The organism is Streptomyces sp. NPDC048496 (assembly GCF_043200055.1).
Lineage (GTDB): Bacteria > Actinomycetota > Actinomycetes > Streptomycetales > Streptomycetaceae > Streptomyces.
In genome coordinates, this window is record NZ_JBICXB010000054.1 from 22,289 (window position 1) to 36,542 (window position 14,254).

The window sequence follows — 14,254 nt, forward strand, 5'->3', positions numbered from 1 at the left end:
CGTCGGACCACGGGAGTTCGCCCCTCGCGGATTCGCCGTCAGCGTCTCCGTTTCGGGAACTTCTGCGCCCGCTCGGCCTGTTCGGCCTTCACCTTGGCCGCGTACTCGTCGACGTACTCCTGACCGGAGAGCCCGAGAATCGCGTACATGATCTCGTCGGTGACCGCCCTGATCGCCGCCTTCTGATCCTCCATGCCGGCGTAACGGGAGAAGTCCAGCGGCTCACCGAAGCGGATGGTGACCCGCTTGATCCGCGGCACGACCCTGCCGGGAGGCTGGATCTCGAACGTACCGACCATCGCGCACGGCACGACGGGCACCCGCGCCCTGAGCGCCATGACCGCGACACCGACCTTGCCCTTGTAGAGCCGGCCGTCGTGCGAACGGGTGCCCTCCGGGTAGATCCCGAGCAGCTCGCCCTTGCTCAGCACCCCGAGCCCTTCACGGATCGCGGCCTGCCCCGCGTCCTTCCCGGACCGGTCCACCGGAATCTGCCCGGCGCTGCGGAAGAACGCGGCAGTCAGCCTCCCCTTGAGGCCCGGGCCGGTGAAGTACTCCGCCTTGGCGAGGAAGGTGATGCGCCGTTTGATGATCGCGGGCATCAGGAAATGGTCGGAGAACGACAGATGGTTGCCGGCGACGATGGCCGCACCGTCCTCCGGGATGTGCTCCAGTCCCTCGATCCTGGGCCGGAACAGCAAGCGCAGCAGTGGCCCCAGAATGACGTATTTGAGCACGTAGTAGAACACGGGGCGGCTCCTAGCTCTGCCGGATCGGCTCCAGGGCTGCATTCTGCCAGGGCAGCGGAGTTCGCAGGGGAGGACAGCTTGTGCGGACCGACGAAGAGACGGTGGCGGCGGGTCACGGCATAGATCCCGCTCGCCGGCGGGGCGCGTTCGAGGGGCTGATGAGCCGGATCGCGGGTCGACGAACACCGGACTCGCCGGGCAGTGCGAGCCCGTGGATGTGCTGGAACGGCAACGGCTTCCTCGGCCGAGATGACGAGGAAGCCGTTGGCATGCTGTTCGTGACCGGCGTTCAGGCCGGCGTGGCCGGGCCGTTTCTACGAGGCCGCGCCTACGGCCGTCTTCGCAGCGGTCTTGCTCTGGTAGGGGCAGGCGAGCTGGTGCAGGATCTCCTGCGCCAGCAGATCCTCGGGCCCCTTCAGCGCGTCCGCCAGTTTCCGGTCAACGGGGAACACCATCTCCGCCGCGACGTTGTCCTGCACGATCCGGGCCAAGTTGTCGAGGGCGACGAAGACCGGGTCGGCGGGCAGTTGGGCCGTCGGCAGGTCGATCAGGTGCGAGTCCGCCTTCGCGGGGTCCATGAACTGCTTGACGATAATCGAGTTCTGGTTCAGGGCGGACGTCGTCCAGATCGACAGAACGACGATGTACAGGCCGGGCCAGTCCTCCTTGCCGACCTTGCCCCGCCACCGCTTCATGAGGTCTTCCACGCCGTCGATCTGCGCCTGGGTCGCATACCTCACGTTGGTACCGATAGCGTCGTTCAAGCCGCCCGTGAAGTTCTCGAACGACTCTCGGGGCTGCGTGCTGCGGACGGCACGGCTGCTCTCCACGGCGTCAGCGGCAGGAACGGAGGCCAGGACGGGCAGGGCTGCGAGGGCGAGCGCGGGCAGGCCGCGACACACGAGGTTCTTGATCACAACCCCGGTTTTACGCAGTCCGCGTGTGCCTGCGACAGCCCCGGAGCCACGAACTCACCCGTATGGTCCAGCGACTTCATCGCCGAAACGACACGGACGTGAGCATCCCGCACTTCCAGGTCTCCTCAGGCGCGCGGCCGGCCTTCGTAGGCCACACCGCGCCAAGCGCTGCTGAAAAGAGACTGGGCTCCCTCAGAGCAGTTGAGGGGCCCAGTGTCGCACTCAGGCTCTTCCATTAACCCCGGGTGCAAGCGCTGCTTTATATGATCGGCTGGTGAACGCCTCCTTCATACTCAAGGCTGCCGCGACGCCGACTGCTCCGGCTCTCGTCCTTCGTCCCTGGTCCGTCGAAGACGTTGCTGCACTGGTTGAGGTCTACCAGGATCCCGATCTGCGTCGTTGGGCGAGCCCTCCGATGGACAGTGAGGCCGACGGACTGCGATGGGTGCAGACGCAGGAGCGGGGATGGGCAGCGGGCGATCGGTTCGGCTTTGCCGTCCTTGAAACGGCCTCTGACGCGGCGCCGGCGCGGTTGGTGGGCAACGTGGTGCTCAAGGAAGTGGCATCCGGCAAGTCCTCCGCCGAGGTCGGCTACTGGACGGCAGCATGGGCTCGCGGGCAAGGCGTGGCTCCCCGCGCCCTGGAGGTTCTCACCGCCTGGTCTCTCGACACTTTCCGAGCCGATGGCCTGGAAAGCCTCGAACTCCTCCATCAGGTGGACAACCTGGCGTCCTGCCGTGTTGCCGAGAAGAGCGGCTACGAGTTCGACCGGATCCTGCCGTCGGCGCCGCCCTCTTACCCTCTCGATGGCCATCTGCACATACGGCGCAGGGCTGCGTGACCGGGTCTCGTCCCGGCGTGGCGACGGTCTTCCCTGTCTCGGCAAGCCGCGGACCGCGCGGAGCGAAGCGGAAGCCGAGCATCTTGTACAGGCCGAAGGCCAGGACGGAGTACGAGGCGGACCTGCCCCACATCCGGGACCGTCTGGAACAGCTCGGCCACCGCGCCGCCCTCCTGCCCGCGTAGACCACGGTCGCGGCCTCGCTCACTGCGGCCGTGTCCGAAACCCTCTGTACCGGCGCCCTGTTGCTCTGCTCGGCCAAGCAGGCGGAAGAACTGGACCTGTACTGGCGTGCGCTGGCGGGCACACCCGTCGCCCGCGGATACCACCTGCGCGCTGGCAGCGGCGACCCCGGTCGCCGTCGCCGCGCAGGTGCGCTCGCTCATGGGCGAGAACGTCATCCGGCACCGGCTCGCGCCCGACTTCAGCTCGGATGCCTCACGATGGTCGTCCAAGACCGGCACACTGCTCAATCTGCGCCACGAGATCGGGGTGGTCGAACACGAGGACGGCTCACGGTACGCCATCGCTGCCTTGACGGAGTCCACCGTGCCAGCAGCCGCCCAGCCGACGGCAGAGGCAGTGATGGCGCATGTGGCCCGAGCCCTGCACGATCAGTTGCGGACGCGGTGAGCGAGGAGGATACGGGCCTCGATCAGCCAATCGCACCTACGTCGCTGGCCGACGCGGGGACTCCCAAACGGTGGTCCCGATCTCCCGCTTCGTGCCGGGCTCGGCGGCGGTGAAGCGGCGCCCGAGCAGGTCGGGTGACGGGGCGGCCTCGGTGTCGGCCTCGGTCAGGCTCCGGCGCTTGCGGCGGGTGATCCCGCGGATGCCGCGCTCGCGCATCAGCCGCTCGACCCGCTTCCGGTTGACCCGCCGTCCCTTGCGCCGCAGGCCGGCAGTGACCCGGGGAACACCGTAGGCCCGCGCGCGTCGGCGTGGATCTGCCGGATCTCAGGCGTCAAGCGCAACTGGACCGACTACATCGCAAGCCGTCGATCCGACGGATGACGACCCGGTTTGCGATGGAGTTCACGCGGTGGTGACGTCACAATCCCCTGAACTCATGTGGTTGTTGTGGCTATCGACTGTCGTGTCAGCCGCTACTCGGGGGGCTCGGCGATCAGTGCTGTGCCCACGGAGCGAAAGCCGAGTCGGGCATAGATCCGTGCGACGTCATCGTCGCCCGCGGACAAGAAGATGGTCTTGACGCCTCGGGATCGTGCGTGAGCCACCAGCACAGCGGTGACCGCCTGCGCAAGACCACGGCGGCGCGCGGTCGGCAGAGTTCCCACCCCAACGATCTCGCTGACCGAGCCGACCGGCTGGTGCTGGCCGGCGCACAGCGCCGTGCCGCCCTCCACCGCGGCGGCAACGGACGTCAGGCCGGCCAGGATGCGTGCCGCCATGCGTTCGATCGATCCGTCACCGGCACGGTCGCGCACTGCCTTGTCCAAGTCCGCGAGTCCAGCGGCACCGACGCCGGTGCCAGACTCGGCGAAGGCCAGGTGAGGAACGGCCAGCGCGCTCGGCAGTACGGGATCGTCCGCCTCCACGGTCCGCACCACTACGCCGCCGACCGCCTCGGGCACGGCGGGAGTCGGTACTTCTGGCGCGAGCACCATCAAGGGATGCTCGTGCACTGCAAGCCCTGCCTGCTCGACCGCGGCTCGCAACGCAGGTGCGGTCTCGGCGACCCACTCGAAACTCTCTGGGATGCCCAGTTCGCGCTGCCGGGAACGGGCCCGGTTCACATCGGCGGTACTCACCGCCCCTGACCATCCCAGGGTCGGACGTGAATAGAAGGGCCAGCCCTGCCCTTCTCGTATGAACAGGGTCAGCGGCCCGAAATCTTCGACCCGGGCACCGGAGCGGGGAACCGCGTCGTAGTACCGCTCAAGCCGGTTCAGCAGTTCACGGCGATCACCAAGATCCACAGACGTCATGCCGAGCATTCAAGCAGGAGCCTGGAAGCCACTGCCACCGCATTACGTGCTGCCACAACTGCTGGATCAAGAAGCGATCCACGTCGGGACTCCGCATGACGCACCCGTCCGGGGAGCTACGACTGCGCGCTTGCGGAGCCTTCATGTGAGGAACCTTCACCCGGTCCGGGCGTCCCGGGCAAGGGTGCATCACCAACGGGTACGGTCACGGCGGACAGGAGAGGGGCGAGGTAGCGGCGCCCGAGCTCTCCGGGCGGCAGTTGGTCGGGTTCGACGTAGCTCTGAGCGAGTTCGCCTTCCCGGACAGCGATGAGCAGCCGGGCGAGCTCCTCGGGATCCACGGTGAGGGCGAGGCCCGCGCCGCGCACGCATTCGGTCAGGGCGCGGGCGATCTGCGCGCGCAGCCGTGCGTCGTGGCGTGCGAGCACCCAGGCCGCCTGGCGGTCGCGGATGGCATGGAGCGTGAACTCGGTGGTCACCAGGAACCAGTCCCGTTCACCGGATTCGAGTTCGGGGAGGAGTTCCGCGAACCGGTCGAGCGAGAAGCCCTCCAGGTCGATCGAGTCGATCAGTTCCGTCAGGCGGCTGATGATTCGTTCGCTGTGTGCGTCGAAGAGTGCGAAGAAGAGCTCTTCCTTGCTGCTGAAGTTCGAGTAGAACGCTCCGCGGGTGTAGCCGCCGCAGGCCCACTGCCCGATGGCGTCACCATCCCCATGCCGCCGACGTTCGACTCCGTCGAGGCCGAACGGCGGTACCGCAAGGAACAACTTGCCGCAGGATTCCGGCTGTTCGGCATCTTCGGCTTCTCCGAGGGCGTCGCCGGCCACATCACGGTGCGTGACCCGGAGAACCCGGACTGGTTCTGGGTCAACCCGTTCGGCATGAGCTTCAACCAGATCAAGGTGTCCGATCTGATCCTGGTCGACCACGAGGGCACCGTGCTGCACGGCAACCGCCTGGTGAACAAGGCCGCGTTCGTCATCCACTCCCAGGTGCACGCCGCCCGCCCCGACGTCGTGGCCGCCGCGCATTCCCATTCCCTGCACGGCAAGGCCTTCTCCAGCCTCGGCATCCCGCTCGATCCGATCACCCAGGACGCGTGCGCGTTCTTCGAGGACCACGGCCTCTGCAGCGACTACCAGGGCGTGGTCGACGAGCTGGAGGAAGGCAAGCGGATCGGCGAGGCCCTCGGCGGGTACAAGGCCGTCATCCTGCAGAACCACGGTCTGCTGACCGTCGGCCATTCGGTCGCCGAGGCCATGTGGTGGTTCATCACCATGGAACGCTCCTGCCAGGCACAGCTGTTGGCGATGGCGGCCGGCACGCCGAAACTCATCGACCGGGAGACCGCCCTACTGACCCGCGGACAGGTCGGCACCCACCTGGCGGGCTGGTTCCAGGCGCGCCCGCTGTGGGACCAGATCACGGCCTCCGATCCGGACCTGTTCGACTGACCACTGGGCACATCCAGACTCATTTTCGTCCATGGTGGCGGGATTCCGGAGTGTGCTGGCGTTCCGGTCCTCTGCCAGCTGGTCAGAACGCCTTCCTCTCCTCCCTCATCGCCATGACGCCGGACCATGTCGCGGTGGAGCGCCGGGGCTCCACCGCGACGCCGGCCGCGTTCGGCGTCCTGTTGCCGCGGGGCGCAGGCGCGATGGTGGGAGCCGCGTTCCTGAAGCAGGCGCAGGCGGGTCTTCTGGTCGTGCCGTGGGTCCTTGCCGCGGCGTCGATCGCCTCCGTACTCGTCGCCAAGGACCGGCCCCATACCCACGTGCCTCGTGAGCCCCCGCTGATTGCCGAACGCGCCTGGACGCTCGCCCCGACTCCCTGGGCGGCCCTGCGCGAGCGGCTCGCCCGGCAGACCCCGCTCTGGCGTGCTCTCGGATTCACCTGGTACGCCGGGACGGACATCCCCTGGGCCGAAACCGTTCCGCGCTCGGGCGCACAGTGACACGTCCCGAAGGTGCAGCAGGACACACGGCCCCGAGGTTGGGGGCTCAGGAGCGGCGGTTGGGCCAGTGCGGGTCCTCCACGAGCGAACGAACGCCCGCCCAAGAGGAAGCGGGGACAGGACGACTGGCTTCGTTCGCTTCCCGTGTGGAGGGAGCAGGCCTGGCGCGCGTCCGCCGCGCTGGGCGAGCAGTGGAGCACGTCTGAAGACGGTGGGCCCGCAGGAGGTGGACCGGATCGCGGGCGGCGGTCGAGGTACTCGTCGCAGTCCTCGGGCCCCGCGCCCGACGACCTCGGTGTCCCGATCGCGGCCGTCGCCCGCCGCCGGGCCGAACTGCTCGAACAGCCCGCGTACGGCGGCCCGTACGCCCGCGCCGCCGCCCTGATGCACACCCTCGGCCGCTGTTGATGGCTCAAGCGCTCCAACCTGACCATTGCCTGCGCCGCTGCCGTCATGTACCTCAATGCCAGCGGTATCCCGACCCGACCCACGAGCAGCTCGCCGCCCTGGCCCGGGAGCTGTACGACCCGCGCTGCACTGCTGCCCGCATCGCCGACCAGCTGCGCAGCTGGCGTCCCTGAACCACTGGCATCCGCCCGGCGCTGCACACCCGTGCCCAGCGCCGGGCGGCGTCATGTCTCCCGGGCCGGCCCGCGGTCGGAGCTCCGGGCGACCGGTACGGCCCGTCCCGGCTGGGAGCTCGAGGACATGTAGAAGGCCGGCCATCTTCCGATGAGGAACCGCCGGGAGTGCCCGGTGGCCGTTGCGGACCGTCGGGCACCCCCGGCAACATGCACGGTCGGCTGCTTACCGGGATCGGCCGGCGCACCCGGGCGGCTGTCCTGGGCGTTCGAGGCCATGTGGTGGCCAGGAGTAGTTCTGCCCCATGGGCCATATCGCCGGCGGCCTCGGCATCGTCAGCGACGAAGGACTCACCCGCCTGCGCCGTGCCGGCCGTGACGACCTGTCTACGCGCTTGTCGGCGCCGCCTGCTGCACGACCTCGAAGGACCACAGTGTGGACCCGCTTGCCGCCGGTTTGGGGCGCTCTCCGCGCTCCGCGCCACTGCCCTGGTGGGCCGTCTTCATGGGGCCCTCCATCCAGGCCTGGAATGACTCTTCGTCACGCCACCGCGTGTAGACGAGGTAGTTCTCGGTGCCTTCGACCGGCCGGAGGAGTTCGAACCACTCGAAGCCGTCAGAGCTCTCCACGGCATGGGCACGGGAGGCGAAGCGCTTCTCCAGCGTCTCCCGCTGCTCGGCAGGGACGGTCAGTACGTTGATCTTGACTACGCTCATCGTCCCATCCTGCCGTACGGCTGCCGGCAGACGGGGGAGCGGCTCGTACATCACGCGGGTCTGTGGGGCGCCGCCCGGATCGAGACCGTTGCTGGGGCACGTGACGGCGCCCGTGATTCTTACGCGGCCCAGTCGGGGCCTGAGGGCCGAGAACTCGACCTGGACCTCACCGTAATCCCCGACCGGCCCCACCGCGGGCGGTGGAGCACTCATTACGCCTGGCCGTGCCCGATCAGCCGCAGGCAGCGAAGGGCCCCACTCCGCGGCCCAGGAGTTCACGGATGCCCATTGAGCACCGCCGCCCGCAGGCGCGCATGGGCCGTTCCTTCGAGGCCCACGTCGACGAGGCGGTGACGAAGTGTGAGGTCGTTGATCGGTTCTCGTTCGGCCAGTACCAGGCGAAGGCGGCGCCGGGCGGGCGGTTCAATGCCGGTGACGGCTACCGGCGGGGCATCGGTGCAGCGGCTGCTGGTCGTTTCCCATTACACGAATATTCAACTAGCTGTCCCTGCCTGTGCTGTGCGCCGTCCCTTAGTTTCCTGTTGGTTTTGAAAGAAGGGACTATGGACGCACTCCTCGCAGTCCGGGCTCGTGGGATCACCAAGTGTTTCGGCGACGTCGTCGCACTCGACGGCATCGATCTCGATGTGACGCAGGGTCAGATCCACGGCTTGGTCGGACCGAACGGCGCCGGCAAGACGACTTTGCTCGGCCTCCTGCTGGGCCTGGCCGTCGCCGACAGCGGCCGCCTCGACATCCTGGGTACGCCGGTCGGGCGGTCGCTCGCCGCTCCCGACGGTGTCGCCGGCTTTGTGGACGGGCCCGGTCTCTACCCCTCGCTCACCGCCAGGCAGAACCTTGCCGCGCTGGCCGCTCTCCGCGGCCGCGACGCGCGGACAACGGGGATAGACGACGTGCTCGACCAGGTTGGGCTCACCGATGTCGCCGACGACCGGGCCCGTGGCTTCTCCCTCGGCATGCGTCAGCGGCTCGGGCTCGCCGCCGCCCTGCTCACCAAGCCCCGGCTGCTCGTGCTCGACGAACCGTCCAACGGTCTCGACCCGGCCGGGAAGAAACACGTCCACGGTGTCATCACCCGGCTCGCGGCGGACGGAACCGGCGTCATGCTCTCGAGCCACCGCATGGACGACCTCGAGGCACTGTGCTCCGAGGTCACCATCCTCGCCACCGGACGGGTCGTCTTCTCCGGTCCGCTGAGCAAGCTGGCCGCCGAGAACCGTGAACTCGACTACCGGCTGCTCACCTCCGACCCGCAGGCCGCCCGCGGGCTGGCTGTCGATATGGCCGGGATCGGCGTCGTCGACGACGCCGGGGCATGGCACTGCGCCGAGGTGCTCGTCGTGCGCGCGCTGGTGCCCGCCCTCGACGAACTGGTGGTGCGGCTCGTGCACGCGGGCATCGCGGTGCGCGAGCTCGCCCCCGTGGTGTCGCCGCTCGAGGCCGCGTTCCTCGCCCTCACCGAGCAGCAGGAGGCCGGCCGATGACCGCGACCATTGCTGACGACAATGTTGCTGGGGTCCACCCCGTCTCGGTGGCGCGGGGCTACCGCTTCGAACTGGTCAAACTGGTCTCGCAATGGCGTATCCGTCTGCTGGTTCTCGCCTGCTGGATCGCGCCGGCGCTCTTCGTAGCCGCGGTGAGCCAGCAGAGCTCGCTCCCCTCCGACACCCTCTTCGGTCGCTGGATGCACGACACGGGATGGGCCGGATCGCTGGTGGTGCTCGGCTTCGCGGGCACCTGGGCGCTCCCGCTGCTGACCTCGCTGGTCGCCGGCGACGTGTTCGCCTCCGAGGACCGGCTCGGCACCTGGCGCCACCTGCTGGTGGCGGTCCGGTCACCTCGACGGATCTTCGTGGCGAAGGCACTGGCCAGCCTCACCGTCATCCTGCTGCTCGTGGCGGGGATGGCGTGTTCCAGCGCGGTCGGCGGGATCGTGGCGGTCGGCAACCAGCCGCTGGTCGGACTCGACGGCCACTTGTTGACGCCTTCGGAGGCCGCCGGTGAGGTCCTCCTCGCCTGGGTGTGCGTGCTCGCCCCGACGGTGGCCCTCGCCGCGATCGGACTGCTCGGGTCGGTCGCGCTGGGGCGGTCCCCGATGGGGCTGCTGCTGCCCGCGCTTGTCGCGCTCGTGATGCAGCTCGCCCAGATGCTGCCGCTGCCCGTGGCCGTACGCCTCGCCATGCCCGGCTACGCCTTCATCGCCTGGAACGGTCTGTTCACCAGCCCGGCACAGGTTGACCCGCTCCTGATCGGTATCGCGGTCAGCCTGGTGTGGGCCGTGATCGCGACAGCGCTGGCGTACCTCCTTTTCCTGCGGCGCGACTTCACCAACCTGACCTACGACGGCGCCGGGCGCCGAGCAATCACCACCGGGCTCCTGCCGCTGGTCGGACTGGGTGCCCTCACGGTCGCGGTCGTCGCCGTGGCGACGCCGTCAATGGGTTCCGGAATCGAGCAGGACAAGGTCCAGCGGTCGGTCGCCACGGCGTTCGCCCACCTCTACCGCATCCAGACCAAGCAGCTCAACCGCCCCGACGTCACCGAGGCGCAGCTGCGGGTCACGGCGGCGTGCAACAGGGGCGGCGGCCAGGTCGCCGCCCATGGGCCGGGCAACGACTGGCGTTGCGTCGTCACCTGGCATCTCCCCGGCGTCGAGGCCTCAGGGACGGCCATCTACCAGCTCGACGCCACCTCAGACGGGCGGTTCGTGGCCGATGGCGACGGACCGAAGGAAGTGAACGGCTACTTCCTGGTGCGGACCCCGACCGGGGACACACCGAACCCGCTTTGGCAGTTCGACGGCAACGTCGAACTGCTCGACACCACTCCGAAGGGATAATTCCATGCAGGTAACACGGCAGCGTCGGATTAACGAGAAGAAGCAGATCAGCCTTTTCGGTAGACGCGTCGGCCGCCGGACCTCTCTGGTAACGGCGGGCATCGCTGTCGTCCTCGCCGTCACAGGCACCGCTGTTGCCCAGACGCATCAGTTCGGCACCGAGCAGGTCGGCCAGGTCACCGCTAACGGCCAGGTCGTCTCCGCCGACCAGTACATCGCCCCGTACGGCAGCCGCACCGTCATCAACGACGGCAAGATCATGTCGTCCTCGGTCAGCCCGGACGGCACCCACCTCGCGGCCTCGGTCACCGACGGTGGGATAGCGCTGGTCGTCATGGACCTCAACACCGGGCAGGTGAAGCAGCGCGTCGGTACCCCGGCGTCGGCGGACCTGCGCATCAAGAGCAACGCCGTCGGCCAGGAGGGCCCGACGTACTCGCCCGATGGTTCGCAGCTGTGGTTGGGCCAGGCGGACGGCTACACCAAGTTCACCGTGAACCCGGACGGCACCCTCTCCAACCCGACGACCATCTCGATCCCGGCCGACGGCTCCAAGCGCGCACTGGTGGGTGCGGCGGTGTTCTCGGCCGACGGCTCCACCGTGTACTCCGCGGTCAACGGCCAGAACCGGGTGGTCGCCATCGACACGGCGACCGGGACCACCAAGCAGAACTGGACCGTGGGCAACGCCCCCCGTGGCATCGCCATGGTCGGCAACAAGCTCTACGTCAGCAACGAGGGCGGGCGCCCGGCCAAGGCCGGCGACACCACGATCAACTCCTACGGCACCCAGGTGCCGGCCAACCCGGACACCGGTGCCACCACCACCGGCACGGTCAGCGTCATCAACCTGGCGGACCCGTCCGCCGCCGTCGGGAGCATCGACGTCGGTCTGCACCCGACCGCGGTGTACGCAAAGAACGGGGCGGTGTTCGTGACCAACACCGCCGACAACAACGTGTCGGTCATCAACACCGCCAACGACAAGGTCGTGCAGACCATCGCCACCCAGCCGTGGCCGAAGGCGTCGGTCGGCTACGAGCCCAACGCGGTGACGCTCACCGACGACGGTCACCTGCTGGTGACGCTCGGCCGCGCCAACGCGGTCGCCGTCTACCGGTACACCTCCCCGCAGGAGCCGGCCGGCTACGTCGGCCTGCTCCCGACGGACTACTTCCCCGCGGAGATCACCACCGTGGGCAAGAACGTGGTCGTCTCCAACACCCGTGGTATCGACGCCCGCCGCCCCACCAACAAGGCCGGGCACGGCACCCACGACACGACGTCGAGCCTGACGCAGTTCACGTTGCCGGACGACAGCGTCATCAAGTCCGAGACCGGCAAGGTCTTCACCCAGAACGGCTGGCACGGCAGCTCGGTCACCCAGGGCACGGGCAACGCGAAGCCGGTGCCGGTCCCGGTGAAGCTCGGCGACCCCTCGACGATCAAGCACGTCTTCTTGCTCGTCAAGGAGAACCGGACCTACGACCAGGTCTTCGGTGACATGCCGCAGGGCAACGGCAACCCGTCGCTTACGCAGTTCGGCGAGAACGTGACGCCGAACCAGCACGCGCTGGCTCGGCAGTTCGGGCTGTACGACAACACGTACGACGTCGGAACGAACTCCGCCGAGGGTCACAACTGGCTGATGCAGGCCGACAACCCGGAGTACACCGAGTCCTCGGCCGGTGAGTACACGCGCAGCTACGACACCGAGGACGACGCTCTCGGCCACCAGAAGTCCGGCTTCATCTGGACCGGTGCGCAGGCGGCTGGGAAGTCCGTCAAGGACTTCGGCGAGTTCCAGTCGTTCGAGAGCAAGCCGTCCGGCGCGACCTGGCAGAACCTGTACTGCGACGCCAAGAACATGGACGCGACCGGGCAGAAGACCGCCTACCCCATACAAACGGGCTCGGCGATCCCGTCGCTCAACAAGGTGTCGGTGCCAGGCTTCCCGATGTTCGACATGGACGTCCCGGACGTCTACAAGTACGAGATCTGGAAGCAGGACTTCGAGAAGAACGGTCCGGCGAACCTGAACATGCTCTGGTTCTCCAACGACCACACCGGTGGTCCGTCGAACGCGGCCGCCGCGGTCGCGGACAACGACCTCGCGGTCGGCAAGATGGTTGACAAGATCTCGCACAGCAAGTACTGGAAAGACTCGGCGATCTTCGTCGTCGAGGACGACTCCCAGGCCGGCCTCGACCACGTCGACGGCCACCGTGCCCCGGTCCAGATCATCAGCCCCTGGGCCCAGCACGGCACCGTCGACAGCCACTACTACTCGCAGATCACGATGATCCGCACCATCGAGCAGATCCTCGGGATCCACCCGATGAACCAGAAGGACAGCGCGGCCAGCCCGATGCGTGGGGCGTTCACCCAGCACGCGGACTACACGCCGTTCAAGGCGTTGCCCAACCGGGCCTCGCTGACCGACGGTCTGAAGACCCCGCCTGCCTGCGGCGTGGACACCCCGGCGCCGCAGAACCCCAGTGCGGCGCCCGCGCCGTCGGCGAAGGTGCCGGCGGACAAGCAGGCGATCGCGGCGAAGTGGGACACCTGGAAGTCGCACCAGCGGCTGACCGGGCCCAACGCTGTGCCCGACTTCGCGAACCCCGCGCAGATGAACCACTTCACGTGGTATCAGACGCACGAGTGGACGAAGCCGTACCCCGGCGAGGACAAGATCTTCGCGCCGGCGGACGTGCCGGGCGCCTACATCCCGTCGTCGGAGTCCGACGGCTGACATAGCCTGATCGCGTCAAGGAGCCCCTGGCCGGCTTCACCGCCGGCCGGGGGGGTCTCTCCGACCTATCGGCAGGTAGGGCTCGATGAACTGCCATACGTTGTCGGTCAGTTGCACCCGCGTCATGCACGACGATCTACCGGACCAGGCCCCACGATGAGGCCGGATCCCGCAGATTGATCACATCCAGATATGCGCCTAGGAGCGTGGGTCAGTAAGCAGTACTCATAGGTTTCGTGATCGTTCGTGCGGGATGATCTCGGTATGCGTGGTGCGGATGGGCTGTTCGAGTTCGAGCCGGTCGAGATGAAGCGGCCGCAGGGCCGTCCGGCGGCGGTGGACAAGCGGTTCCGGGCGTTCGACCCGCACCAGGTTCTGCTGCTGCTGCCGCCGTCGCTGGACGACTGGCCGCCCGAGGGGCACCTGGCCCGGTTCGTCGCCGATCTGGTCGATGACGTGCTGGATCTGGGGCCGGTCCTGGCCGGCTACACCGAGAAGCGCGGCTTCCCGCCGTATGACCCGCGGCTGATGGTGCGGCTGCTGATCTACGGCTACACCACCGGCGTGCGCTCCTCGCGGGCGATCGAGCGCAAGTGCGCCGACGACGTCGCGTTCCGGTTCCTGGCCGCCGGCCAGGCCCCGGACTTCCGCTCGATCTCCCGCTTCCGCCGCCGCCACCTGGACGCGCTCGCCTCGACATCCCCCGAGACGAACTGCCCTCAGCTTCAGCCGGGTTGCTGCGACAACCCGATGGTGCAGGTCTCTCACCTCACTCGACTCCAGTGAGGTCGACCCGGAGCGCGGTACTGGCCTCACGGCTGATGACAACCCTATTTTACGGGCTCTCCTGCCGTATGTGTGGGTGCTGTGACCTGCGCTGATACATGAAACACGCCGTTTCCTGCAAGGCTTGAGGTGTCTAGTCACAAGCTTG

The 14,254-nt window shown here is 68.1% G+C and carries 12 protein-coding genes and 3 pseudogenes; 9 read left to right on the forward strand and 6 right to left on the reverse strand.

Going from position 1 to position 14,254, the window contains the following annotated elements; translation table 11 throughout:
• Positions 1 to 38: 38 nt before the first annotated feature.
• A complete protein-coding gene (locus ACGFSA_RS30400; protein WP_393309257.1) occupies positions 39 to 749 on the reverse strand; it encodes a lysophospholipid acyltransferase family protein in 711 nt (236 codons plus the stop codon).
• A gap of 314 nt (positions 750 to 1,063) precedes the next feature.
• Positions 1,064 to 1,666, reverse strand: coding sequence for a hypothetical protein (locus ACGFSA_RS30405; protein WP_393309258.1), 603 nt, complete (start codon positions 1,664 to 1,666; stop codon positions 1,064 to 1,066).
• Between the two features lie 274 nt (positions 1,667 to 1,940).
• On the opposite strand from ACGFSA_RS30405, the gene ACGFSA_RS30410 reads away from it, so the two are divergent.
• Together ACGFSA_RS30410 and ACGFSA_RS30415 are read left to right on the forward strand one after the other, a co-directional pair.
• A complete protein-coding gene (locus ACGFSA_RS30410; protein WP_393309259.1) occupies positions 1,941 to 2,507 on the forward strand; it encodes a GNAT family N-acetyltransferase in 567 nt (188 codons plus the stop codon).
• 360 nt (positions 2,508 to 2,867) lie between these two features.
• A pseudogene (locus ACGFSA_RS30415) lies at positions 2,868 to 3,140 on the forward strand (serine hydrolase); the annotation flags it as partial.
• 36 nt (positions 3,141 to 3,176) lie between these two features.
• Here ACGFSA_RS30415 and ACGFSA_RS30420 read toward each other — a convergent pair.
• The 3 genes and pseudogenes from ACGFSA_RS30420 to ACGFSA_RS30430 all read right to left on the reverse strand — a co-directional run.
• Positions 3,177 to 3,428, reverse strand: a pseudogene (locus ACGFSA_RS30420) (IS3 family transposase); the annotation flags it as partial.
• A gap of 185 nt (positions 3,429 to 3,613) precedes the next feature.
• Entirely contained in the window at positions 3,614 to 4,456 is an 843-nt protein-coding gene (locus tag ACGFSA_RS30425) for a GNAT family N-acetyltransferase (protein WP_393309260.1), read from the reverse strand.
• A 116-nt stretch (positions 4,457 to 4,572) separates the two neighbouring features.
• Positions 4,573 to 5,223: a TetR/AcrR family transcriptional regulator gene (locus ACGFSA_RS30430; RefSeq protein WP_393309261.1), complete on the reverse strand. Its 651-nt coding sequence runs from the start codon at positions 5,221 to 5,223 to the stop codon at positions 4,573 to 4,575.
• Between ACGFSA_RS30430 and ACGFSA_RS30435 the strand changes: the two genes are divergently transcribed.
• The 3 genes from ACGFSA_RS30435 (at position 5,170) to ACGFSA_RS30445 (ending at position 6,818) form a co-directional block, all read left to right on the forward strand.
• Positions 5,170 to 5,910, forward strand: a complete 741-nt coding sequence (locus tag ACGFSA_RS30435) for a class II aldolase/adducin family protein (protein ID WP_393309262.1) — start codon at positions 5,170 to 5,172, stop codon at positions 5,908 to 5,910. The genes ACGFSA_RS30430 and ACGFSA_RS30435 overlap by 54 nt on opposite strands.
• Before the next feature lie 113 nt (positions 5,911 to 6,023).
• Positions 6,024 to 6,410: a hypothetical protein gene (locus ACGFSA_RS30440; RefSeq protein WP_393309263.1), complete on the forward strand. Its 387-nt coding sequence runs from the start codon at positions 6,024 to 6,026 to the stop codon at positions 6,408 to 6,410.
• Positions 6,411 to 6,554: 144 nt separating this feature from the next.
• Positions 6,555 to 6,818 (forward strand): hypothetical protein, encoded by a 264-nt coding sequence (locus tag ACGFSA_RS30445; RefSeq protein ID WP_393309264.1) that lies wholly within the window; start codon positions 6,555 to 6,557, stop codon positions 6,816 to 6,818.
• A 560-nt stretch (positions 6,819 to 7,378) separates the two neighbouring features.
• Here ACGFSA_RS30445 and ACGFSA_RS30450 read toward each other — a convergent pair.
• Positions 7,379 to 7,708: an antibiotic biosynthesis monooxygenase family protein gene (locus tag ACGFSA_RS30450; protein ID WP_393309265.1), complete on the reverse strand. Its 330-nt coding sequence runs from the start codon at positions 7,706 to 7,708 to the stop codon at positions 7,379 to 7,381.
• A gap of 563 nt (positions 7,709 to 8,271) precedes the next feature.
• Here ACGFSA_RS30450 and ACGFSA_RS30455 point away from each other — a divergent pair.
• From ACGFSA_RS30455 to ACGFSA_RS30470, 4 genes and pseudogenes are all read left to right on the forward strand, one after another.
• Positions 8,272 to 9,213, forward strand: coding sequence for an ABC transporter ATP-binding protein (locus ACGFSA_RS30455; RefSeq protein ID WP_393309266.1), 942 nt, complete (start codon positions 8,272 to 8,274; stop codon positions 9,211 to 9,213).
• A complete protein-coding gene (locus ACGFSA_RS30460; protein ID WP_393309267.1) occupies positions 9,210 to 10,568 on the forward strand; it encodes an ABC transporter permease in 1,359 nt (452 codons plus the stop codon). The genes ACGFSA_RS30455 and ACGFSA_RS30460 overlap by 4 nt, the downstream gene beginning before the upstream one ends.
• Positions 10,569 to 10,572: 4 nt before the next feature.
• Positions 10,573 to 13,320, forward strand: a complete 2,748-nt coding sequence (locus ACGFSA_RS30465; RefSeq protein ID WP_393309268.1) for an alkaline phosphatase family protein — start codon at positions 10,573 to 10,575, stop codon at positions 13,318 to 13,320.
• Between the two features lie 282 nt (positions 13,321 to 13,602).
• Positions 13,603 to 14,013, forward strand: a pseudogene (locus tag ACGFSA_RS30470) (transposase); the annotation flags it as partial.
• Positions 14,014 to 14,254 lie beyond the last annotated feature (241 nt).